The sequence below is a fragment of the Hydrogenophaga sp. genome (assembly GCF_048549895.1).
Lineage (GTDB): Bacteria > Pseudomonadota > Gammaproteobacteria > Burkholderiales > Burkholderiaceae_C > Hydrogenophaga.
Map to the genome: position 1 here is coordinate 12,523 of NZ_JBLYYB010000226.1, position 19,646 is coordinate 32,168.

General features: G+C 65.5%; 21 protein-coding genes and 1 tRNA gene. 6 read left to right on the top strand and 16 right to left on the bottom strand.

Annotation, left to right across the window (positions count from 1 at the left end; translation table 11 throughout):
• Positions 1 to 14 precede the first annotated feature (14 nt).
• From ACN4F8_RS21005 to yaaA, 6 genes are all read right to left on the bottom strand, one after another.
• Positions 15 to 551 (bottom strand): HEPN domain-containing protein, encoded by a 537-nt coding sequence (locus ACN4F8_RS21005; protein WP_419475356.1) that lies wholly within the window; start codon positions 549 to 551, stop codon positions 15 to 17.
• Between the two features lie 12 nt (positions 552 to 563).
• Positions 564 to 944 carry a PH domain-containing protein gene (locus ACN4F8_RS21010; RefSeq protein ID WP_419475357.1) on the bottom strand — a complete coding sequence of 127 codons (381 nt, stop codon included), beginning with the start codon at positions 942 to 944 and terminating at the stop codon, positions 564 to 566.
• A gap of 88 nt (positions 945 to 1,032) precedes the next feature.
• Positions 1,033 to 1,884 (bottom strand): NADPH-dependent 7-cyano-7-deazaguanine reductase QueF, encoded by an 852-nt coding sequence (queF, locus tag ACN4F8_RS21015; RefSeq protein ID WP_419475358.1) that lies wholly within the window; start codon positions 1,882 to 1,884, stop codon positions 1,033 to 1,035.
• Complete coding sequence (locus ACN4F8_RS21020) at positions 1,881 to 2,801, bottom strand: alpha/beta fold hydrolase (RefSeq protein WP_419475359.1); 921 nt, start codon at positions 2,799 to 2,801, stop codon at positions 1,881 to 1,883. The genes queF and ACN4F8_RS21020 overlap by 4 nt, the downstream gene beginning before the upstream one ends.
• Positions 2,802 to 2,811: 10 nt before the next feature.
• Entirely contained in the window at positions 2,812 to 3,669 is an 858-nt protein-coding gene (locus tag ACN4F8_RS21025; RefSeq protein ID WP_419475360.1) for a 2OG-Fe(II) oxygenase, read from the bottom strand.
• Between the two features lie 10 nt (positions 3,670 to 3,679).
• Complete coding sequence (yaaA, locus tag ACN4F8_RS21030) at positions 3,680 to 4,456, bottom strand: peroxide stress protein YaaA (protein WP_419475361.1); 777 nt, start codon at positions 4,454 to 4,456, stop codon at positions 3,680 to 3,682.
• A gap of 228 nt (positions 4,457 to 4,684) precedes the next feature.
• Here yaaA and ACN4F8_RS21035 point away from each other — a divergent pair, with 228 nt between their 5' ends.
• The 4 genes from ACN4F8_RS21035 to ACN4F8_RS21050 all read left to right on the top strand — a co-directional run bounded on the left by ACN4F8_RS21035 (position 4,685) and on the right by ACN4F8_RS21050 (position 10,309).
• Positions 4,685 to 5,296, top strand: coding sequence for a VOC family protein (locus ACN4F8_RS21035; RefSeq protein WP_419475362.1), 612 nt, complete (start codon positions 4,685 to 4,687; stop codon positions 5,294 to 5,296).
• 106 nt (positions 5,297 to 5,402) lie between these two features.
• Positions 5,403 to 7,127 carry an FAD-dependent oxidoreductase gene (locus ACN4F8_RS21040; protein WP_419475363.1) on the top strand — a complete coding sequence of 575 codons (1,725 nt, stop codon included), beginning with the start codon at positions 5,403 to 5,405 and terminating at the stop codon, positions 7,125 to 7,127.
• Complete coding sequence (locus tag ACN4F8_RS21045) at positions 7,124 to 7,321, top strand: DUF2783 domain-containing protein (RefSeq protein ID WP_419475364.1); 198 nt, start codon at positions 7,124 to 7,126, stop codon at positions 7,319 to 7,321. The genes ACN4F8_RS21040 and ACN4F8_RS21045 overlap by 4 nt, the downstream gene beginning before the upstream one ends.
• 84 nt (positions 7,322 to 7,405) lie before the next feature.
• Complete coding sequence (locus ACN4F8_RS21050) at positions 7,406 to 10,309, top strand: valine--tRNA ligase (protein ID WP_419475365.1); 2,904 nt, start codon at positions 7,406 to 7,408, stop codon at positions 10,307 to 10,309.
• 127 nt (positions 10,310 to 10,436) lie between these two features.
• On the opposite strand, the gene ACN4F8_RS21055 is transcribed toward ACN4F8_RS21050, so the two are convergent.
• The 4 genes from ACN4F8_RS21055 to cysM form a co-directional block, all read right to left on the bottom strand.
• Complete coding sequence (locus ACN4F8_RS21055; RefSeq protein ID WP_419475366.1) at positions 10,437 to 11,477, bottom strand: NAD(P)-dependent oxidoreductase; 1,041 nt, start codon at positions 11,475 to 11,477, stop codon at positions 10,437 to 10,439.
• A 24-nt stretch (positions 11,478 to 11,501) separates the two neighbouring features.
• A complete protein-coding gene (locus tag ACN4F8_RS21060; protein WP_419475367.1) occupies positions 11,502 to 11,729 on the bottom strand; it encodes a sulfurtransferase TusA family protein in 228 nt (75 codons plus the stop codon).
• Between the two features lie 64 nt (positions 11,730 to 11,793).
• On the bottom strand, positions 11,794 to 12,342 hold the full coding sequence (locus ACN4F8_RS21065) for an NUDIX domain-containing protein (protein WP_419475368.1): 549 nt from the start codon (positions 12,340 to 12,342) through the stop codon (positions 11,794 to 11,796).
• Between the two features lie 8 nt (positions 12,343 to 12,350).
• On the bottom strand, positions 12,351 to 13,253 hold the full coding sequence (gene cysM / locus ACN4F8_RS21070) for a cysteine synthase CysM (protein ID WP_419475369.1): 903 nt from the start codon (positions 13,251 to 13,253) through the stop codon (positions 12,351 to 12,353).
• A gap of 39 nt (positions 13,254 to 13,292) precedes the next feature.
• Here cysM and ACN4F8_RS21075 point away from each other — a divergent pair.
• Positions 13,293 to 13,377 (top strand) — tRNA-Leu (locus ACN4F8_RS21075).
• Between the two features lie 46 nt (positions 13,378 to 13,423).
• On the opposite strand, the gene ACN4F8_RS21080 is transcribed toward ACN4F8_RS21075, so the two are convergent.
• The gene (locus tag ACN4F8_RS21080; protein ID WP_419475370.1) at positions 13,424 to 14,347 is read right to left on the bottom strand and encodes an SDR family oxidoreductase; all 924 of its coding nucleotides are present in this window, start codon (positions 14,345 to 14,347) and stop codon (positions 13,424 to 13,426) included.
• An 80-nt stretch (positions 14,348 to 14,427) separates the two neighbouring features.
• On the opposite strand from ACN4F8_RS21080, the gene ACN4F8_RS21085 reads away from it, so the two are divergent.
• Positions 14,428 to 15,459 (top strand): CDP-6-deoxy-delta-3,4-glucoseen reductase, encoded by a 1,032-nt coding sequence (locus ACN4F8_RS21085; RefSeq protein ID WP_419475371.1) that lies wholly within the window; start codon positions 14,428 to 14,430, stop codon positions 15,457 to 15,459.
• A 49-nt stretch (positions 15,460 to 15,508) separates the two neighbouring features.
• Here the strand turns inward: ACN4F8_RS21085 and ACN4F8_RS21090 are convergent, their stop codons facing one another.
• Genes ACN4F8_RS21090 through ACN4F8_RS21110 form a run of 5 tightly spaced genes read right to left on the bottom strand, consistent with a single transcriptional unit; the run spans position 15,509 to position 19,588 of the window.
• Positions 15,509 to 16,117 (bottom strand): SCO family protein, encoded by a 609-nt coding sequence (locus ACN4F8_RS21090; protein ID WP_419475372.1) that lies wholly within the window; start codon positions 16,115 to 16,117, stop codon positions 15,509 to 15,511.
• Positions 16,118 to 16,122: 5 nt separating this feature from the next.
• Entirely contained in the window at positions 16,123 to 17,028 is a 906-nt protein-coding gene (cyoE, locus tag ACN4F8_RS21095; protein ID WP_419475373.1) for a heme o synthase, read from the bottom strand.
• Complete coding sequence (locus ACN4F8_RS21100; protein WP_419475374.1) at positions 17,025 to 18,191, bottom strand: COX15/CtaA family protein; 1,167 nt, start codon at positions 18,189 to 18,191, stop codon at positions 17,025 to 17,027. The genes cyoE and ACN4F8_RS21100 overlap by 4 nt, the downstream gene beginning before the upstream one ends.
• A 1-nt stretch (position 18,192) precedes the next feature.
• Complete coding sequence (locus ACN4F8_RS21105; protein WP_419475375.1) at positions 18,193 to 18,870, bottom strand: SCO family protein; 678 nt, start codon at positions 18,868 to 18,870, stop codon at positions 18,193 to 18,195.
• Positions 18,851 to 19,588 carry an SURF1 family protein gene (locus ACN4F8_RS21110; RefSeq protein WP_419475376.1) on the bottom strand — a complete coding sequence of 246 codons (738 nt, stop codon included), beginning with the start codon at positions 19,586 to 19,588 and terminating at the stop codon, positions 18,851 to 18,853. Before ACN4F8_RS21110 ends, ACN4F8_RS21105 begins: the two co-directional genes overlap by 20 nt.
• Positions 19,589 to 19,646: the final 58 nt, after the last annotated feature.

Sequence of the window (19,646 nt, forward strand, 5' to 3'; positions counted from 1 at the left end):
AATACGCGCGACGACTACTTCTCGAAGCATTGCTCGGTTGCATCCACCAAACTTTTCAAGAACCGAATCGCTTTTTCCAGATCGTCTTTCTTTACTGTGTGAGCTGTTGGAGGCGTGCCGGCTTCAACAACTCGAGCCCGGTGCACGGCATCACCGCGCATGACGAGGTAACGATCAAGCGTATCTTTGGCCGATCTTGTGTCAAAGCTCCCCCAATGCCACATCTCTGTGATGTCTAGTTCGAGGAAATCCTTGAACAGCTTTTGAATTTTCGCAGAGTTCGGGTTGTGGAACTGTTTCAACTCGAGGTCAAGGCGCTTCCTCATGAAGGTACCCGCAGGACTTCCATTGAGCACCTGCGTGTATGCCTGGACTCGCTCCAGAATCAGATCTTCAACATACGTTTCCCACGCTGTGAGTGCGAGCACCAAGCCTGCACGCTTTATCGCCTCGCCAGATTCAGAACTTGTTTTTGGATGCTCGGCATACAACGCCAACATCAGCTCAGCATCCTTGATGCCGGCATCAAAGCTCTTTCGCGATTTGGTCATGACACCTCCACATCAAGCCTTGAGCACGTAAGAGGCCAACACACTCTGCACCTCGTAAATGCTGAGCTTCTTGTTGAACTGCTTCTGAATCGGCGCTGGCGTTCCTGAAATCCAGATCTTGAGTTCGGCGTCCAGGTCAAAAGTCCCAGCGGTCTCGATGCTGAAATGGGTGATGCTCTTGTAAGGGATCGAGTGGTACTCGACCTTGCTGCCGGTCAACCCTTGCTTGTCCACCAGCACGAAGCGCTTGTTGGTGAACACGAAATAGTCCCGGATCAATTGGTACGCGTGTTCGACCGCTTCCCCAGGCGCAAGAATTTGCTGAAACTCCTGCTGAATCTTTGCTGCGTCGATCCTGGATGCATTGCCAAGCATCCCGTCAAACAAACCCATGGTGTCTCCCTGTGATACGCGCTCGAAGATGGCGCGAATGGGATATTAGCGCCCCAAAGTTAGACGCAGCCAAGGGTTGCCGCAGCGGCTACTGCCGCGCCGTGCGCACGTTGGCCGGTGGTGACTGCGGGTGGCTGGTGCGCCAGGGGTTGATGTCCAGGCCGCCGCGGCGGGTGTAGCGGGCGTACACCGCCAGCTTGGTGGGCTTGCAGCGCGCCAGCACATCCATGTAGATGCGCTCCACGCACTGCTCGTGGAATTCGTTGTGGTTGCGAAAACTCACGATGTATTGCAGCAGCCCGGCCTGGTCGATCTGCGGGCCGCTGTAGCTGATCTGCACGCTGCCCCAGTCGGGCTGGCCGGTCACGAGGCAGTTGCTCTTGAGCAGGTGGCTCACCAGGATTTCTTCGACCGGCTTCTCGTCGAACGCGGCGGTGAGCAGCTCGGGCGCGGGTTGGTAACGCGTGCACTCCACGTCGAGCCGGTCGACGCTCAGGCCGTCGAGTTCCTGCACCTTCTCGCGCTCCAGTTGCTCGGGCAGCAAGAGCTTCACCCCTGCGCTGGACTGCACAGAGCCGCCGTGCCAGATGGCGGCGCTCACGTCGGCGCGGATGCGGTCGCGCACCGCGTCGGCGCTGGCAAACGCCGTGTTGTTGAAGCTGTTGAGGTAGAGCTTGAACGACTTGCTCTCCACGATGTGCGTGCTCTCGCAGGGCACGGTGATGTGGGCCAGGGCCACCTGCGGCTTGCCGCGCGGGTTGAGCCAGCTGAGTTCGAACGCGGTCCACAGGTCGGCGCCGAGGAACGGCACACTGCCGGTGATGCCGATCTCGCGGCGTTTGGTCTCGCGCGGCAGGGGGAACAGCAGAGCGGCGTCGTATTGGTCCACGTAGGCCGAGGTCTGGCCGAGCTGCGATTGTTCGGGGGTGTTGTGGGTCATGTCGGGGACGGGTTTGAGGCGTTCTTTGAGGGGGCTTGTGCGGCCTGAATGTGCGGGACGATGTGGCCAGCCAGCAGCGCGGCCACACCGGGCGGCCAGTCGTGCCCCATGCCGTCGATGGCTTCGAAACGCGAGCCGGCGATGCGTGCGGCGGTGTCCTGGCCACAGGCCAGCGGCACCAGCGGATCGGCCGTGCCGTGCACCACGAGCGTGGGGCAGGTGATGCCTCTGAGCACGGTGTGGCGCCCGGTATCAGACGCCACGGCGAGCAACTGCCGCGCCACACCGGCGGGGTTGTGGCTGCGCACCGCGTCGGCCAGCACGCGCTGCTCGAAGGCGGGCATGTCTTGCGGGAACGCGGGGCTGCCGATGAGGCGGAACATGTTCAGGGCGTGAGCGGCCACGTGTTCGGGGCGCTGACTGCGCGGGCGCTTGAGCAGGGCGCGGGTCACGTGTGGGCGCGGGCCGGGCAGGCCCGGTGCACCGCTGGAGCTCATGACACTGGTGAGGCTGAGCACGCGCTGCGGCACGCTGGCGGCCACGCGCTGCGAGATCATGCCGCCCATGGACACGCCCACCAGGTGGGCGCGCTGCACGCCCAGCGCGTCGAGCAGGCCGATGGTGTCATGGGCCATGTCTTGCAGGCTGTAGGGCGAGCGGATCGGCAGACCCAGGCGGGAGCGCACGAGTTGCCAGCCGATGTTGGGCACACCCAGGTGGTCGAGCTGGCTGGAGAGGCCGATGTCGCGGTTGTCGAAGCGGATCACGCGGTAGCCGGCCTGCACGATGGCCTGCACCAGCGAGCTGGGCCAGGCGGTGAGCTGCATGCCCAGGCCCATGGTGAGCACCACGGCGGGTGCGTGTTCGTCGCCGTCGCTCTCGAATTCGATGCGCAGGCCGTTGTGGGTGATGTTCATGCCGGGCGCTTCACACGAACTCGCGTTCGCGCAGCCATTTGGTGGCCACCCACTTGTCGCCCTCGATCACCGGCGCACCGCCGTGCAGGGTGCGGGTGGACGGGTGGGGTCGGTCGTAGTTGAAGAACACCGCGTTGCCGCGCACGGGCGCCACCTCCAGCCCCGCGTCGGGGAAGGTGGTGCCGCCACCGCGCGCGGGCTCGCTCAGGTACATCACCAGCGTGGCCAGGCGCTGCCCGCCGCGCTTGAGGATGGTGGGCGTGCCGGGTTCGTCGGGGTCGAAGTAGTCGTAGTGCGGCTTGTACTCGGCGCCCGGGCGGTAGTGCAGCACCTGAAGGCCTTCGCCGTTTTCAATGGGCCAGTTCAGCAGGCGGGCAATGCGCGCCTCGATGCGCGCCACCTCGGGCGTCTGCCCACGCGCGAAGAAGGTACCGCTGCTGGTGCGGTCAGGATTGAGCTCCTCGCCACCGGTTTTGGTGGCCACGGTGAGCGAGCGCGCCAGTTGCGGGCGGGCCGATTCGATCAGTGCGTCGCACTCTTCGGCACTGAGCAGGTTGCCCAGCACCACCACGCGCGGCTGATTGAGCGAGGCGATCACATCGACCATGCGGTCACCCGCGTCGATCTGGCGCGGCGACAGGTTCAGGTCCAGATCGGGCAGGTGCCGCACGCCGTCGCGGCGCACCGCTGGCGCGGGCTGGCTGATCACAGGCGCGGCTTCTTTCCAGGTGGCCTCCAGCGCCTTGAGCGCCACCGACTTCTGCCAGCCCGAGGCCACCATGGACGCCATCACCGCCTCGCGCGAAAAGCCGGCCGCGGCTTGCTCCACGATCCATTGGCGCAGCTCGATGGTGACGGACTGGTTCATGGCTGTGCGCTCAAGCCTTGGCTTCGCGGCGGAACACCAGGCGGTCGGGTCCGGAGGCGGCGCTGTTGAAGCGATAGCCCTCCAGATCGAATTGTTTGAGTTGCTCGGGTGTGCTGGCGCGGTGCTGCACGGCGTAACGCACCATGAGGCCACGCGCACGCTTGGCCATGAAGCTGATGACCTTGTAGCCATCGGCCTTGCGCTCTTCAAACACGCAGGTGACCACGCGCGGCAACAGCGCCTTGCGGTCGACCACCTTGAAATACTCTTCGCTGGCGAGGTTGATCACCACCGGACTCACGTCGGCCTGGGCGCGCTCGTTGAGGTGGTCGGCAATCTGGCGGCCCCAGAAGGCGTAGAGATTCTTGCCGCGGCCGGTGGCCAGGCGTGTGCCCATCTCCAGCCGGTAGGGCTGCATGAGGTCGAGCGGGCGCAACACACCGTAGAGGCCGCTGAGGATGCACAGGTGCTGCTGCAGCCAGTCGAGGTCGGACTCGGCGAGGGTCTTCGCGTCGAGCCCGCCGTACACATCACCATCAAAGGCCAGCACGGCCTGCTTGGAATTTTTGGCGGTGAACCTGGGGCGCCAGGCCTGGTAGCGCGCCACGTTCAGACCCGAGAGCGTGTCCGACAGGCTCATGAGATCGGCGATCTGCTGCGGCGACTGTTCGCGCAGAACGCCGATCAACTCGGTCGCCTGCTTGACGAACAAGGGCTGGGTGTGGGTGGCCACGTGGGGCGGCGTTTCGTAATCGAGCGCTTTGGCGGGGGAAATCAGGAAGAGCATGGTTCGGAGCAGGAAGGGGAGGGGCTGGGCCACAGGCGGCGGCAGGTGCGCAGGCGTTCGGCACTCCCCGTGGGGGTATTCAATTATCGCCAACGCTGCACCATGCCAGACGGCATCGACACCCCGGAGGGAAAGTCTCAAACTGGAGTGAAAAGCAAGCCCATATGATTACGATAAGAGAAATGCATTGCATAATATTGAATCGCTTTGGACCTTGAGGAGACATCGATGAACGCACCCACCCTGCCCGCCCCGGCACCGATCCAGCAGTTGCACCACTTCGCCCACCGCGCGAAAGATGCCGAGGAAACACGCCGTTTTTACGAGGACATCCTGGGTCTGCCGCTCTACCACATCATCCAGAGCGACCATGTGCCCAGCACCGGCGAGTACTGCCCGTACACGCACTTTTTCTTCCGCCTGCAAGACGGCTCCTTCATCGCCTTCTTCGACCTGGGCGATGACGAGGCCGCACTGCCGAGCCCGAACACGCCGAAGTGGGTGAACCACATCAGCTTTCGCGTGAACACCGAGCAGGAGCTTGAAAACACCAAGGCGCGTTTGCAAGCCAGCGGTGTGGAGGTGCTGGGTGTCACCGATCACCACATCTTCAAGAGCATTTATTTCTTCGACCCGAACGGCATCCGCCTGGAATTGACGGCGCAGCTGGCCGACGAGTTCGAGATGCTGGAAGAAAGCAAGACGGCGCATGCGCGCCTGGCCGAGTGGAATGCGCGCAAGGAGCAGTGGCGCCGTGAACGCGCCGAGGGCAAAACGGCGGCGCCGCTGAAGCCGCAGCAGAACGATAGGCCCGAGGTTGGCGGGCTGGTGAAGGGCTGAGGAATTTGTCGTTGGCGTGGCTCCGGTCGGCGCGAGTTGCAGCCTTGCACCCCGCACAACCGATGCGCAAAACACGACGAAACGAAACAAGAGGAGCGATGAGCCCATGACGACGTACCGCGAAGCCGCACACACCAACAGCTACGAGTTCACCGCCGGCGCAGGCTATCAACTGCCCGAGTACCCGTTTGTCGAACCACCCGAACTGCACAGCCCCACCCCCGTGCGCCACCCCGTGGTCATCGTGGGCGGCGGCATCAGCGGCCTCACGCTCGCCTGCTCGCTGGCCCGCCTGGGCGTGCGCGCAGTGCTCATCGACGAAGACAACACCGTGGGCGTCAAGGGCGCCTCGTCGCGCGGTATCTGCTACACGCAGAAGTCGCTCGAAATCTTCGAACGCCTCGGGATCTACGAGCGCATCGCCGCCAAAGGCGTGCAGTGGAGCGTGGGCCGCACCTTCGCGGGCGAGGACGAGGTCTACAGCTTCGATCTGCGCCAACAGGGCCAATACCACCTCTCGCAACAACCGCCCTTCATCAACATCCAGCAGTTCTACATCGAAGGTTTCCTGGTTGAGCGCATCCTGGAGCTCGGCGCGGTCGAATTGCGCTGGCAGAACCGCCTCACCGCCTTCGAGCAAAACGCCGACTGCGCCACGCTCACCATCGAAACGCCCGCCGGCAGCTACCAGCTGGAAGCCGAGCACGTGATCGACGCCACCGGATCGAACAGCCCGTTGCGCAAATGGCTCAAGGTGCCGTTCGACAGCAAACGCGGCGACGACCGCTGGTGCATCGCCGATGTGCGCTTCTCCACCCACCCGCCGCAGGAGCGCCACACCTGGATTGAAGCGCCCTTCAACGAAAACCGCGCGGTCTGGCAACACCTCATGGCCGACGACGTCTGGCGCATCGACTACCAGATGGCGCCCAACGCCGACCCCGCCTACGTGAGCCGCGAAGACGTGGTGCGCGAGCGCCTGGCGCGGCAGTTCGGGCCCGACGTCGACGTGGAGATCGTCTGGGTCGGGCCCTACGCCTACCGCAGCGAGTGCGTGCACGCCATGCGCCACGGTCGGGTCTTCCTCATGGGCGACTCGGCCAAGGTGGTCAGCCCGTTCGGTGCGCGCGGCGGCAACACCGGTGTGGCCGACGCCGACAACCTGGCCTGGAAATTGGCCGCCGTGCTCAGCGGCAAAGCCGACAGCGCCTTGCTGGAGAGCTACAACGACGAACGCATGGATGCCGCGCAGCAAAACGTGTGCGTGACCAACCGCACCGCGCGTTTCCTGCGCCCGGCCGACGGCACCGAGCGCCTGTTCCGCCAGGCCGCCATCGGCCTGGCCAAACAACACCCTTTTGCGCGAGCGCTCATCAACACCGGGCGCATGGCCGTGGCCAACCCCTACGCCCGCTCACGCGCCTGCACCTATGCGCCGGCCAGCGCCGCGGGCCAGTCGGTGCAAAACGTGGGCATTGAATGGGCCGACGGCACGCCGGGCGATATGAACGACCTGCTCAACTGGGCTCGCGGCGACCTGCTGGTGCTGGTGTTCGGCGACCTGCCTGCCGCCGCCCTGCAACGGCTTCGCCACCTGTGCCTGGACGCACCGGTGCGCGGCGTGCAGGTGCTCGGCGCGCACAACACCGCGCGCGCGCTGGAGCATGTGCGCGACCCCAAGCGTCACTTGAAGGACGCCTGCCAGGCCACTGCAAATGGCTGGGCGCTGGTGCGCCCCGACGGCTACCTGGCGGCCACCGGAGAAACCATCAACGCTCAACTGGTGCGCGCCATCGAGCGCTCGCTGGGCCTGCGCGGAGACCCGACATGAACACCAACCCCCACTTTCAAGACGCCGACGCGTTCTACGAACAGCTGCTCGACGCCCACGCCGGCCTCAGCCGCGAAGACGCGGAACTGCTCAACGCGCGCCTGATCCTGCTGCTGGCCAACCAGATCGGCGACGCCAGCGTGCTCAAGGCGTGCATCGCCGCCGCGCGCGATATGCCCGCCACCCCGGTCTGAGGAGCCTGTCGAATAAAATCGGCGGGCAATCCCATTTCTCCTGACGGCATCCTGCGGGATGCCGTTTTCATTTTGGCGCGCCCTATGACCGACACCCTGAACCAACCCGGCCTGCAATCCCTGGCCAAATCGTTCGAACCCGCTCCGATCGAGGCCCGCTGGGGCCCCGAATGGGAACAGCGCGGCTACGGCGTGGCGGGCTTTCGCGGCACGGGCGCACCCCAGGCCGACGCACCATCGTTCGCGATCCAGCTGCCGCCACCCAACGTGACCGGCACGCTGCACATGGGCCACGCGTTCAACCAGACCATCATGGACTCGCTCACGCGTTACCACCGCATGGCGGGCGCCAACACGGTCTGGGTGCCGGGCACCGACCACGCCGGTATTGCCACCCAGATCGTGGTGGAGCGCCAACTGCAGGCGCAGGGCATCAGCCGCCACGACATGGGCCCCACACCCGCCGAGGCGCGCAAGAACTTCGTGGCCAAGGTCTGGGAATGGAAGGAAGAAAGCGGCAACACCATCACCACGCAGATGCGCCGCATGGGCGACAGCGTGGACTGGAGCCGCGAGTACTTCACCATGGATCCGAAGCTCTCGACCGTGGTGACCGAGACGTTTGTGCAGCTGTACGAACAAGGCCTGATCTACCGCGGCAAGCGCCTGGTGAACTGGGACCCGGTGCTGATGTCGGCCGTGTCCGACCTCGAAGTGGAGAGCGAAGAGGAGGATGGCTTCCTCTGGCACATCGCCTACCCGCTGACCGACGGCTCGGGTTCACTCACCGTGGCCACCACCCGCCCTGAGACCCTGCTGGGCGACGTGGCGGTGATGGTGCACCCGGAAGACGAGCGCTACACCCACCTCATCGGCAAGACCGTGAAGCTGCCGCTGTGCGACCGTGACATTCCGGTGATCGCCGACGACTACGTGGACCGCGCCTTCGGCACTGGCGTGGTCAAGGTCACGCCCGCGCACGACACCAACGACTACGCCGTGGGCCAGCGCCACGGCCTGCCCATCATCGGCGTGCTCACGCTGCAAGCCGCCATCAACGAGAACGCACCAACCAAGTACCAGGGTCTGGACCGCTTCGTGGCGCGCAAGGCCGTGGTGGCCGACCTGGAAGCCGCCGGCCTGCTGGTGGAGACCAAGAAGCACAAGCTCATGGTGCCGCGCTGCGCACGCACCGGCCAGGTGATCGAGCCCATGCTCACCGACCAATGGTTTGTGGCCATGCAGTCCAAGGGCAACGAGAAGAACACCAGCGGCACGTCGATTGCCGATAAGGCGATTGCGGCCGTGCAGTCGGGCGAGGTGAAGTTCGTGCCCGAGAACTGGGTCAACACCTACAACCAGTGGATGAACAACATCCAGGACTGGTGCATCAGCCGCCAGCTCTGGTGGGGCCACCAGATCCCGGCCTGGTATGACGAAGCCGGCAACGTGATCGTGGCGCGCAACGAAGCCGAAGCGCAGGCGAAAGCCCCGGGCCAGACGCTCGTGCGCGACCCCGATGTGCTCGACACCTGGTACTCGTCGGCCCTCGTCCCCTTCTCGACCATGGGCTGGCCGAACCAGAAGGAAGGCGCGACCGAGGACTACAACCTCTACCTGCCCAGCACCGTGCTGGTCACCGGCTACGACATCATCTTTTTCTGGGTCGCCCGGATGATCATGATGACGACGCATTTCACCGGCCGCGTGCCGTTCAAACACGTCTACATCCACGGCCTGGTGCGCGACGCGCAGGGGCAGAAGATGAGCAAGTCGGAGGGCAACGTGCTCGACCCGGTAGACCTGATCGACGGCATCGCGCTCGCGCCCCTGCTGGACAAACGCACCACCGGCCTGCGCAAGCCCGAGACCGCGCCCAAGGTGCGCAAGCAGACCGAGAAGGAATTCCCCGACGGCATTCCGGCCTATGGCGCCGACGCGTTGCGCTTCACCTTCGCCGCGCTCGCGTCGCTGGGCCGCAGCATCAACTTCGACAGCAAGCGCTGCGAGGGCTACCGCAACTTCTGCAACAAGCTCTGGAACGCCACGCGCTTCACGCTGATGAACTGCGAAGGCCAGGACTGTGGCCTGGAAGACCACACCAAGGCCGAGTGCGCGGTGGGCCAACCCTTCCACGGCTACCTCAGCTTCAGCCAGGCCGACCGCTGGATCAGCTCGCTGCTGCAGAAGACCGAGGCCGAGGTGGCCAAGGGCTTCGCCGAGTACCGGCTCGACAACGTGGCCAACACGATCTACGACTTCGTCTGGAACGAGTTCTGCGACTGGTATCTGGAGATCGCCAAGGTGCAGATCCAGACCGGCGACGCATCTCAACAACGCGCCACCCGCCGCACCCTCATCCGCACGCTCGAAGCCATCCTGCGCCTGGCGCACCCGGTGATCCCCTTCATCACCGAAGAGCTGTGGCAAAAAGTGGCGCCCGTGGCCGGCCTGCCCGGCGAATCGGTGAGCATCGCGCGTTACCCGCAAGCCCAGTTGAACAAGATCGACGAAGCGTCCATCGCCCACGTCAACAAGCTCAAGGCGCTGGTGGACGCGTGCCGCAACCTGCGTGGCGAAATGAGCGTGTCCCCTGCCACGCGCCTGCCGCTCTATGTGTTGGGCGACACCGCCTACATGCAGGCCATGGGCCCGGTGCTGCAAGGCCTGGCCAAGTTGAGCGAAGTGAAGGTATTCACCGACGAGGCCGCGTGGGCCGCAGCCGCGCAAGCCGCCCCGGTGGCCGTGGTCGGCGAGGCCCGCCTGTGCCTGTTCATGGCCATCGACGTGGCGGCTGAGAAGCTGCGCCTGGGCAAGGAAGCCACGCGACTGGAAGGCGAGATCACCAAGGCCACCGCCAAGCTGTCCAACGAAGCCTTCGTGGCCAAAGCGCCGCCGGCGGTGATCGATCAGGAAAGAAAGCGCGTGGCCGACTTCACGGCGACGCTGGAGAAGATGCGCGAGCAGCTGCAACGGCTGGGCGCCTGACTGATGGCCAACAAAACCTCTCCGGCGAGAGGTGGCTAACCCAGAGACACCGCGGAACTGGCTTTGCCAGGCCGCAGGTGTCGCCCCCTTGAGGGGGTCGCGCGGAGCGCGGCGGGGGTGCCTTCTATCAGCCCCTGTGCATTGCGATCGAGCCCCACTGCGACGGTGTCACCGCCTGCGGGTCTTCGGGCTCGCTGTACTCCAGGCTGTCCAGCACCGAAAAATCACTCACCCGCCCTTCCTGACCCACCGCGTGCGGCGAAAGGGTTTCGTGGATGCGGTGCGCCACATACCAGCTCGCGCGCAACTTGGCTTCGCGTGTGTGCGAACCCAGGCGTGGCGTGAGGTGCAGGTTGGGGATGCCGTGCAGGGGCGTGCCCTCGGCGGCGAACTGAGGATTGGCGCCGTCCATCAAACAGGCGTCGATGCGGCCATCACACAGGGCCAGCGCCAGCGCATCGGCATCGAACAGCGTGCTGCGGCTCACCCCCACCCACAGCTGACCCGGCTTGCAGTGGTTGAGCAGGCGCTCGTTGATCCAGCCACGGAAGCGCGAGGCGTAGACCATCTGCAGCGAGATCGCGTCCGAGCGCGACAGCAAGTCCTGCAAGGTCACAGGCTCCACGCCCAGCTTGTTCCAGATGGTGGCGGCGTGGTGCACGGCGGGGTCGTAACCCAGCAGGCGCACACCCAGGCTCTTGAGCATGGGCGCCAGCGTGTGGGCCACCGGCGCCAGGCCCAACAAACCCACGGTGCTGCCGGAGAGCTCGCGGCCCATGCGCACTTGGGAAATCTTGCGGCCCAGCAGCGCGCTGATCATGCCGCGCCGATACAGCATGAGCAGTCCGTACAGCAGGTACTCGGCGTTGGAGCGCACCGTGGCGCTGCGCGCCTGCAACACACGCACATGGCGCCGTGCGCAAGCGTCGAGGTCGGTGTTGTCGCTGGAGATCTGCATGCGCGCCACGATCTCGAGCTTGGGCGAAAAATTCAGGAACTCCTCGGACACCACCACATGCGGCGGCAGCACGATGGCGCGTGTCTTGTAAGTGGCTTTGCGCAGCTCCACCGAATCGTCGCCCAGCTCGGGGCGGTACGTCACCTCGTGCCGCTCCTGCAGCCACGACAGGGCCTCGGGCACCAGCGGATCGACGAGCAGGACTTCCATGGGGCGGGCTTCTACAAGCCGGTTTCAGCGGCGCTTGAGCAACGTCAAGTGTTCGTCTCCCACCGTTTGCTGCTCGACCAGCACGTTGCCGGTCTGTTTGGCGAACGCCTGAAAATCGCGCACCGAACCAGCGTCGGTGGAAATCACCTTCAGGGTTTGGCCGCTGTGCATGTCGGCCAGCGCTTTTTTGGCTTTCAGGATGGGCAGCGGGCAGTTCAAACCGCGGGCATCAAGTTCTTTGTCGGCGTGCATGGGGGCTTTCCTTGGAATCGGCCATTCTAAGCGGCGCGTCTTTTCCATGCAGCGCGCTTTCGCGTTACAGAACAGGGTCTGCGGGCCTGTGAAAGTCTTCCATGAACACCGGCTCAATACCGCGACTGCGCAGCCAGTCGGCCAGCGCAAACCCAGTGCCGGCGCGCCAGCAGCGGATGTGGGCCGGCTCCATGAGCTTGTATTCGACCAGCTCCGGCGAGAGCTTCACCACGCCATGTGCGACCGCGTGGTAGGTCACGATCACCTGGTTCATGCGCTGAAAATCATGCACACCAACCAACGTGAGTTTTGTCACATCCAGCGAAGTTTCTTCGGCAATTTCGCGACGAATACCTTCTTCGGGAGACTCCCCGGCTTCCATGAAACCAGTGATGAGACCAAACATGCGACCCGACCAGGCCGCGTTGCGCGCGAGCAGGACTCGGCCATCCACCTCCACGATGGCGGCCAGCACCGGCGTGGGGTTGTTCCAGTGGGTGAAGCCGCAGGCCGGGCAACGCAGGCGCTGAATGTCGCCGCCGTCTTCAGCCAGCGTGATGAGCTCCAACGCGGTGGCGCACTGGGGGCAATAGCGGAATGCGCTGGCGGGCATGGCGAGCGTCAGGCCGGGAACACGCCGGTGGAGAGGTAACGGTCGCCGCGGTCGCACACGATGAATGCGATGGTCGCGCCCTCCACCTGGGCCGCGATCTGCTGCGCCACCCAGCAAGCACCTGCAGCCGAAATACCCGCGAAAATGCCCTCTTCGCGCGCGAGCTGCCGGCACATCGCTTCGGCATCCGACTGACTCACATAGACCAACTCGTCGACCGCGCTCGGATCGTAGATTTTCGGCAGGTATTCGATCGGCCACTTGCGGATGCCGGGGATGCGCGAACCCTCGCTGGGCTGGGCGCCGATGATGCGGATGGCCGGGTTCTTTTCCTTGAGGAAACGCGACACACCGGTGATGGTGCCGGTGGTGCCCATGGCGCTCACGAAGTGCGTGATGCGCCCACCGGTCTGTGCCCAGAGCTCGGGGCCGGTGGTCTCGTAGTGCACGCGCGGGTTGTCGGCGTTGGCAAACTGGTCCAGCACACGGCCCTTGCCTTCGGCATGCATTCTTTCGGCCAGATCGCGGGCCGATTCCATGCCGCCGCTCTTGGAGGTGAGGATGAGCTCCGCACCAAAGGCCTTCATGGTTTGAGCGCGCTCGATGGACAGGTCCTCCGGCATGATGAGCACCATGCGGTAGCCTTTGATGGCCGCAGCCATGGCCAGCGCAATGCCGGTGTTGCCCGAAGTGGCTTCAATCAGGGTGTCGCCCGGCTTGATCTCGCCGCGCTCCTCGGCGCGCCGGATCATCGAAACGGCCGGGCGGTCTTTCACCGAACCGGCCGGGTTGTTGCCTTCGAGCTTGCCGAGCACCACATTGCCGCGTTGCGCGTTGACTTGGGCACCGATGCGCTGCAGGGCCACCAGCGGGGTGTTGCCAATCGCGTCTTCAATCGTGGGGTAGTTCATCGTCTGCACTGTGCCATAATTTGCAACCCCTTTCAGAGCGCCCGGGTGGTGAAATTGGTAGACGCAGGGGACTCAAAATCCCCCGCCGCAAGGCGTGCCGGTTCGATTCCGGCCCCGGGCACCACAGATCAGGCCGCGCAGGTTTCCTGCGCGGCCTTTTTGTTGTCCGCTCAGCCTGGTGAAGTCGCCAGACCTTGCGCCACGGTGGGGTAATGCAAACGCAAACCCAGCTCCTGTTTCATTCGCTGGTTGTGCAACCGACGCGACTCGCTCATGAAGCTCAGCAACATCAGCGGCAACTGGTCACCGGCCGCGTCGCGCGCCACACGCGGTGGGCGCGGCAGACCATACAGGTCGGCCGCCAGATCGAAGTAGTCGCCCATCTTCAGCTCGGTGTCGTCCACCACGTTCACGTTGCGCTGGGGCCGGCCCCGCCAAAGCGCCAGCACGCAGGCGCGCGCCAGATCATCGGCGTGGATGTGGTTGGTGAACACGTCGTCCTCGGCTCGCAGCACCGGCGTGCCGCGTCGCAAGCGTTCGCGCGGTGTTCCACCTTCGCGGTCACTGGCGTAGATGCCGGGAATGCGCAGCGCCGTGGTGCGCACGCCCGTGGCACGCCCGAGCCAGTGCACGGCGGCCTCGGCATCCACCCGCCGCCAGGCTCTTGGTGTGAGTGGTTTCGCCGGTGTGCTCTCATCGACCCATCGGCCCTGGCAATCGCCGTACACCCCCGAGGTGGAGCCGTACACCAGCGCCGACGGCAACGAGCGCTGCACCAAGGCACGGGTCAGTGCGCGGGTGCGTGGGTCCAGGCGCCAGTCGACCAACTCACCCGAGGGCGGTGGTGCCAGGTGCAGCACGCGGGTGGCCAGACCCGCGAGGCGGCGCAGGCTCTGTGGCTCGTCCAGGTTGCCCCGCAGCGGCGTGATGCCTTGCGCGCGCAACGCGGGCACGCGTTCGGCACTCGAGGTGAGTGCGAGCACGCGTGACGAGCGTCCCAGCACGCGCGCGGCCCGCTGACCCACGTCTCCACAACCAATGATCAACACCCGTTCACGCCGAAAGCGTGCGGGCAAAGCGCCAAGAAGGCTCATGCAATTTCCGAATTTGAGACAATGACTGGTTGCCGGACAGGCGCTGCGCTGTCGGGCCTTTTCACCCATCCCATGCCAGTATGACATTCACGATCACCGTCGAGCCCAGTGGGCGCACCTTCTCCGCCCAGCCCGACGAGGCCATGCTGGCCGCCGGCATCCGCCAGGGCATCGGCCTGCCTTATGGCTGCAAGGACGGAGCGTGTGGCTCCTGCAAATGCAGGCTGGTTTCGGGCAGCGTGGTACACGGTGCCCACCAGAGCAAGGCGTTGAGCGCAGATGAGGAGGCCGCGGGCTACGTGCTCACCTGCTGCGGCGTGGCGCAGAGCGACGTGGTGATCGAGTCGCGCCAGGTCACCGAGATCGGAGCCTTCCCGATCAAGAAGATGCCGGTGCGGGTGAGCGCGCTGGAGCGCGCCTCGCACGACGTGATGGTGCTGCGCCTGCAACTGCCCGCCAGCGATGCTTTTCAGTACCACGCCGGCCAGTATGTGGAGTTCCTGCTGCGCGATGGCGACCGCCGCAGCTACTCGATGGCCAACGCGCCTCACACGCAATCGGTACAGCCCTCGCTGGAGCTGCATCTGCGCCACATGCCCGGCGGCAAGTTCACCGACCATGTGTTCGGCGCGATGAAGGAAAAGGACATCCTGCGCATCGAAGGCCCTTACGGCAGTTTTTTCCTGCGCGAAGACAGCACCAAACCCATGGTGCTGCTGGCGTCGGGCACGGGCTTCGCGCCCATCAAGGCCATCATCGAGCACATGCAGTTCAAGGGCATCACCCGTGAAGCCACGCTGTACTGGGGCGGTCGCCGCCCGGCCGATCTGTACCAGAGCGCCTGGATCGAAGCGAAGCTGGCAGAAATGCCGAATCTGCGCTATGTGCCCGTGGTGTCGAACGCACTGCCCGACGACGCCTGGACCGGTCGCACCGGCTTCGTGCACGAGGCGGTGCTGCAGGATGTCCCTGACCTGTCGGGCCACGAGGTGTATGCCTGCGGTGCGCCCATCGTGGTCGACTCGGCCAAACGGGACTACATGGCCCAGGCGGGCTTGCCCGAAGAGGCTTTCTTCGCCGACGCCTTCACCAGCGCTGCGGACAAGGTCTGACGCCAAAAAGACAGCACCAGAAGGTGCTGTTTTTGATGGTGCCCAAGGCCTACCCGGCGAGCAGTTTCTTCAGGTCTTCCGCCAATGCAGCCGAGCCGGTGCCGTAGCGGTGGTACAGGCGGATGCGGCCCTGCGGGTCGTACACATAGCTGCCGGCCGAGTGGTCCATGGTGTAGCTGGTGGGCGTCGGGCCATCGACCTTCTTGTAGTACATCTTGTAGCTCTTGGCCAACGCGGCCAACTGATCGGGCGCGGCGTACAGCGCGAGAAAGCTGGGGTCAAAACTGGCCATGTACTGCTTCATGATCTCGGGCGTGTCGCGCTCGGGGTCGATGCTGACGAACAGCCCCTGCAGGCGCTCGCCATCGGCACCCAGCAGGCGCTTGGCTTCGGCCACCTCGGTCATCGTCGTGGGGCACACATCGGGGCACTGGGTGAAGCCGAAAAACAGCACCACGGCCTTGCCCTTGAAGTCGGCCAGCGTGCGCGGTTGACCGTTGTGGTCGGTCAAGGAAAAACCGGTGGCGTAGTCGGCGCCAGTGATGTCGATGCCGGTGAAGCTGGCAGCGGGTTCGCTGCAGCCGGCCATGAACAGGCCGGTGGCGCCGAGCGTGGCGCCCAGCAAGCGGCGGCGGGTGAGTGCGGTGTGGGAAGGCATGGCGGTCACAGGTAGTGGTCGATCAACAGCGCGGCGAACAGCAGCGACAGATGGATCAACGAGAAGCGGAAGGTCTTGCGCGCGAGCGCGTCGGAGTAGTTGCGCCACAGCGCCCAGGCGTAGCCGCAAAAGCCGATGCTCAAGACAATGGCGCTGGCCAGGTAGAACCAGCCACTCATGCGCATCATGAAAGGCATGAGGCAGGCCGCAAACAGCACGAAGGTGTAGAGCAGGATCTGCAGCCGCGTGAATTCAGAGCCGTGCGTGACCGGCAGCATGGGCAGGCCGGATTTGCGGTAGTCCTCCACGCGGTAGAGCGCCAGCGCCCAGAAGTGCGGCGGTGTCCAGAGAAAGATGATGAGGAACAGGATCAGCGCCTCGGGCGAGACCACGCCCGTCATGGCGGCCCAGCCCAGCACCGGCGGCATGGCGCCCGACGCACCACCGATCACGATGTTCTGCGGCGTCAGCGGCTTGAGGATCACGGTGTAGATCACCGCATAACCCACGAAGGTGGCAAAGGTCAGCCACATGGTCAGCGGGTTGACCGCGAAGTACAGCACCGCCGAACCGGCACCGCACAAAACCGCCGAGAACGACAGCGTCTTGCCGTTGGTGAGCTGGCCTTTGGCGGTGGGGCGCCAGGCGGTGCGCTTCATCTTGGCGTCGATGTGCTGCTCGACCACGCAATTGAACGCAGCAGCGGCACCGGCCACGAGCCAGATGCCGAAGCAGGCGGTGGCGGCGAGCTGCACCTGCGCCCAGGTGGGCACGCCGGGCACGGCCAGCACCATGCCGATGAGCGCGCAAAACACGATGAGCTGGATCACGCGCGGCTTGGTCAGCGCGTGGTACTGGCGCCAGACCGAGGGCAAGGCCACGGCCACAGAGGGGGAGGATGCGGCGCTCATGGGGTCGATCGGAACATGTTCGGGGCACCGGCGCCAGGGGCTTCGGCGCGGCGGGGTGCGGCACTGCGCGTGCCGCTGAGTGCGCCGGTGAAGACGATCACCAGCGCAGCGGCGCCGGCCGTGTGGCCCACCGCGGCCAGCAACGGCCAGTCGAGCACCACGTTGGTCAGGCCGCTGGCGAACTGCCAGAGCGCGAGCAACAGCAGGGCGCGCGCCGTGCGGCCCATGCCCGGCACGCGCCACAGGCGCCAGCCCAGCCACACCATGGCGCCCAGCACCACGAAGGCCATGAGGCGGTGCACGTAGTGGATGGCGGTGAGCGCGGGAAAGGCGATGGCCTCACCGGCACTGTTCATGCCGAGATGGCGCCACAGCGCGAAGCCCTCCTGAAAATCCATGCTCGGCCACCAGCTGCCCTGGCAAGTGGGGAATTCGCTGCAAGCGAGCACGGCGTAGTTGGTGCTGACCCAGCCACCCAGCGCGATCTGCAGCCACAGCAACACAGTGACCGCCACCAACGCGGTGCGCAGGCGCCCCGGCAGCGCCAGCGGCCCGCGGTCGCCGGGCCGGGCCAGCTGGTAGCCCACCGCCTGCGCGCGCAGCAGCGCCAGCAGCCCCAGCCCACCCAGCAGGTGCAGGGTGACGATGGCAGGGAACAGCTTCATGGTGACGGTGAGCGCGCCGAACGCACCTTGCACGCAGACCCACACCAGCGTGACCAGCGGCCACACAAAGGACACCGACAGCCGCTTGCGCTCCAGCCAGCTCACCAGCGCCAGCACCAGGATCAACACGCCCACGGCGGTGGCCAGGTACCGGTGGATCATTTCGATCCAGGCCTTGGAGAACGTGACCGGGCCGGTGGGCATGGCCTCTTGCGCGGCCGAGATGGCGGCACTCGCGCCCACCGGGCTCACGCTGCCGTAGCAGCCTGGCCAGTCGGGGCAGCCCAGGCCGGAATCGGTCAGGCGCGTGAAAGCGCCGAAGAGCACCAGGTCGAAGGTGAGGAACAAGGTGACCAGTGTGAGCACACGCAGACGCTGCGCGGGCGGCGCATGGCGGTTGCGCACCCACACCCAAGCCAGTGGGCCGAGCGCAAGGACCACGCCCAGCAACATGATGCGGGCGATGGGGGCCAGGTCGTAGAGGGGCTGGGTGTCCATGTCAGTTCAGTCTTCCGGCTTTGTCCCAGAAGGCGGAGGCGCGCAGCAGACGATCGAGGTCGCGTTTCGCCTGCTTGGGATCGATGTTGGCGGGGAAACGCATCATCCAGTTGCCCAGCGGATCGACCACGTAGAGGTGGTCTTCGATCTGCTGACCGGCTGCGGGCTGTAGCCACGCAGCGAGGGCCGCACCATCGATCTGCAACACCTGCGCAGCCGCAGTGGCCTGCTTCAAAGGCTCGGTCAGCGGCGTGTCACCGGTGCGCAGCCAGACCCAGTCCAGCCGGTCCTTCTCGCGGCCCAGCGTCTCGCGCAGTTGGCGCTGCAGCAGCAGGTGCTCCTGGCAGGCCTCGGCGCAGGCGCTGTCGGCCACGCTGATCAGCAGCCACTGGTCTTTGAGCGTCGCCAGAGGCACGGTCTGGCCCTGGGCATTGACGGCGGTAATGGCGGGCAACGGGCGCTGCGGGTCGATCAGTTCGCCGTAGTTGCGCCGGCCTTCGGGGCGGATCACGTAGTAAGTGAGGTACGACGCCACCACCGGCGCCGCACACACCAGCGCCAGGCCGAGCAGCTTCCAGCGCCCGGAACGGGCGTTCACCACCGCGCCAGCGCCCGCCTGATCAAGCTGGGGCAGGCTGTGCACGGTGAGGGTCAGGGGTTCATCGGGCGTCTGTGCCATGGGAGATGCGCTTTCGGCGGGGGGAAATGATGTGAAACCAGAGGTAGAGCAGGCCAGCCAGCGCGCACAAACCAAACCACTGGAAGGCGTAGCCGTGGTGCTTGTCGACCCCGACCGCGGCGCGCGGCCATTCGCGCAAGAGTCCTTCGGGGGAGGCACCGGATTGCTGCACGGACACGGCCAGCAGGTTCAGACCGGTTTCCTGGGCAAAAGTGCCGAGATCGATATTTTGCCGGATCGCCCCCGTGCCCGCCCCGCCCAGCTCGTACAGCTTGCCCGGCGGCGGGGCCAGGCGGCCCTCCACCTGCACCTCGCCCGGGGGCGTGTCGATGGTGGGCACGCGGCTGCGGTCGGTGAAGTCGCGCGGCACCCAGCCGCGCTGCACCAGCACCGCCCGCGCGCTGCCGGTGAGTTTGAGGGGCGTGACCAGAATGAAACCGTTGCGGGCGCTCATCTGCCGGTTGTCCAGGAACACCGAGGCCTCAACCACCCACTGCCCGCGCAACTGCACCGGCCGGTGCACACCCTCCTGCGGATCGCTCGCGCCCAGGAGATCGGCCACCTGCCACGCGGGGAGGTGGGCGCGCTGGTCGATCTGCGTCTGCAAGGCGATCTTCTGGCGCGCGCGATCAAGCTGCCAGAAGCCCAGCGAGGCGGTGACCGCCATGGTGAACATGGTGGCGGCGGTGACCACAACCCTACGCACGCGAGCCGACATCACGACCCTGCTCCCGGCTCTGGAGCGGAGCCCATCGCAGCACCGCGCAGACCGGCTC

What these genes read in the sequence shown, in the direction of transcription:
- ACN4F8_RS21005 (WP_419475356.1), bottom strand. Translation starts at nt 551, where the DNA reads ATGACCAAATCGCGAAAGAGCTTTGATGCCGGCATCAAGGATGCTGAG.
- ACN4F8_RS21010 (WP_419475357.1), bottom strand. Translation starts at nt 944, where the DNA reads ATGGGTTTGTTTGACGGGATGCTTGGCAATGCATCCAGGATCGACGCA.
- queF (WP_419475358.1), bottom strand. Translation starts at nt 1,884, where the DNA reads ATGACCCACAACACCCCCGAACAATCGCAGCTCGGCCAGACCTCGGCC.
- ACN4F8_RS21020 (WP_419475359.1), bottom strand. Translation starts at nt 2,801, where the DNA reads ATGAACATCACCCACAACGGCCTGCGCATCGAATTCGAGAGCGACGGC.
- ACN4F8_RS21025 (WP_419475360.1), bottom strand. Translation starts at nt 3,669, where the DNA reads ATGAACCAGTCCGTCACCATCGAGCTGCGCCAATGGATCGTGGAGCAA.
- yaaA (WP_419475361.1), bottom strand. Translation starts at nt 4,456, where the DNA reads ATGCTCTTCCTGATTTCCCCCGCCAAAGCGCTCGATTACGAAACGCCG.
- ACN4F8_RS21035 (WP_419475362.1), top strand. Translation starts at nt 4,685, where the DNA reads ATGAACGCACCCACCCTGCCCGCCCCGGCACCGATCCAGCAGTTGCAC.
- ACN4F8_RS21040 (WP_419475363.1), top strand. Translation starts at nt 5,403, where the DNA reads ATGACGACGTACCGCGAAGCCGCACACACCAACAGCTACGAGTTCACC.
- ACN4F8_RS21045 (WP_419475364.1), top strand. Translation starts at nt 7,124, where the DNA reads ATGAACACCAACCCCCACTTTCAAGACGCCGACGCGTTCTACGAACAG.
- ACN4F8_RS21050 (WP_419475365.1), top strand. Translation starts at nt 7,406, where the DNA reads ATGACCGACACCCTGAACCAACCCGGCCTGCAATCCCTGGCCAAATCG.
- ACN4F8_RS21055 (WP_419475366.1), bottom strand. Translation starts at nt 11,477, where the DNA reads ATGGAAGTCCTGCTCGTCGATCCGCTGGTGCCCGAGGCCCTGTCGTGG.
- ACN4F8_RS21060 (WP_419475367.1), bottom strand. Translation starts at nt 11,729, where the DNA reads ATGCACGCCGACAAAGAACTTGATGCCCGCGGTTTGAACTGCCCGCTG.
- ACN4F8_RS21065 (WP_419475368.1), bottom strand. Translation starts at nt 12,342, where the DNA reads ATGCCCGCCAGCGCATTCCGCTATTGCCCCCAGTGCGCCACCGCGTTG.
- cysM (WP_419475369.1), bottom strand. Translation starts at nt 13,253, where the DNA reads ATGAACTACCCCACGATTGAAGACGCGATTGGCAACACCCCGCTGGTG.
- ACN4F8_RS21080 (WP_419475370.1), bottom strand. Translation starts at nt 14,347, where the DNA reads ATGAGCCTTCTTGGCGCTTTGCCCGCACGCTTTCGGCGTGAACGGGTG.
- ACN4F8_RS21085 (WP_419475371.1), top strand. Translation starts at nt 14,428, where the DNA reads ATGACATTCACGATCACCGTCGAGCCCAGTGGGCGCACCTTCTCCGCC.
- ACN4F8_RS21090 (WP_419475372.1), bottom strand. Translation starts at nt 16,117, where the DNA reads ATGCCTTCCCACACCGCACTCACCCGCCGCCGCTTGCTGGGCGCCACG.
- cyoE (WP_419475373.1), bottom strand. Translation starts at nt 17,028, where the DNA reads ATGAGCGCCGCATCCTCCCCCTCTGTGGCCGTGGCCTTGCCCTCGGTC.
- ACN4F8_RS21100 (WP_419475374.1), bottom strand. Translation starts at nt 18,191, where the DNA reads ATGGACACCCAGCCCCTCTACGACCTGGCCCCCATCGCCCGCATCATG.
- ACN4F8_RS21105 (WP_419475375.1), bottom strand. Translation starts at nt 18,870, where the DNA reads ATGGCACAGACGCCCGATGAACCCCTGACCCTCACCGTGCACAGCCTG.
- ACN4F8_RS21110 (WP_419475376.1), bottom strand. Translation starts at nt 19,588, where the DNA reads ATGTCGGCTCGCGTGCGTAGGGTTGTGGTCACCGCCGCCACCATGTTC.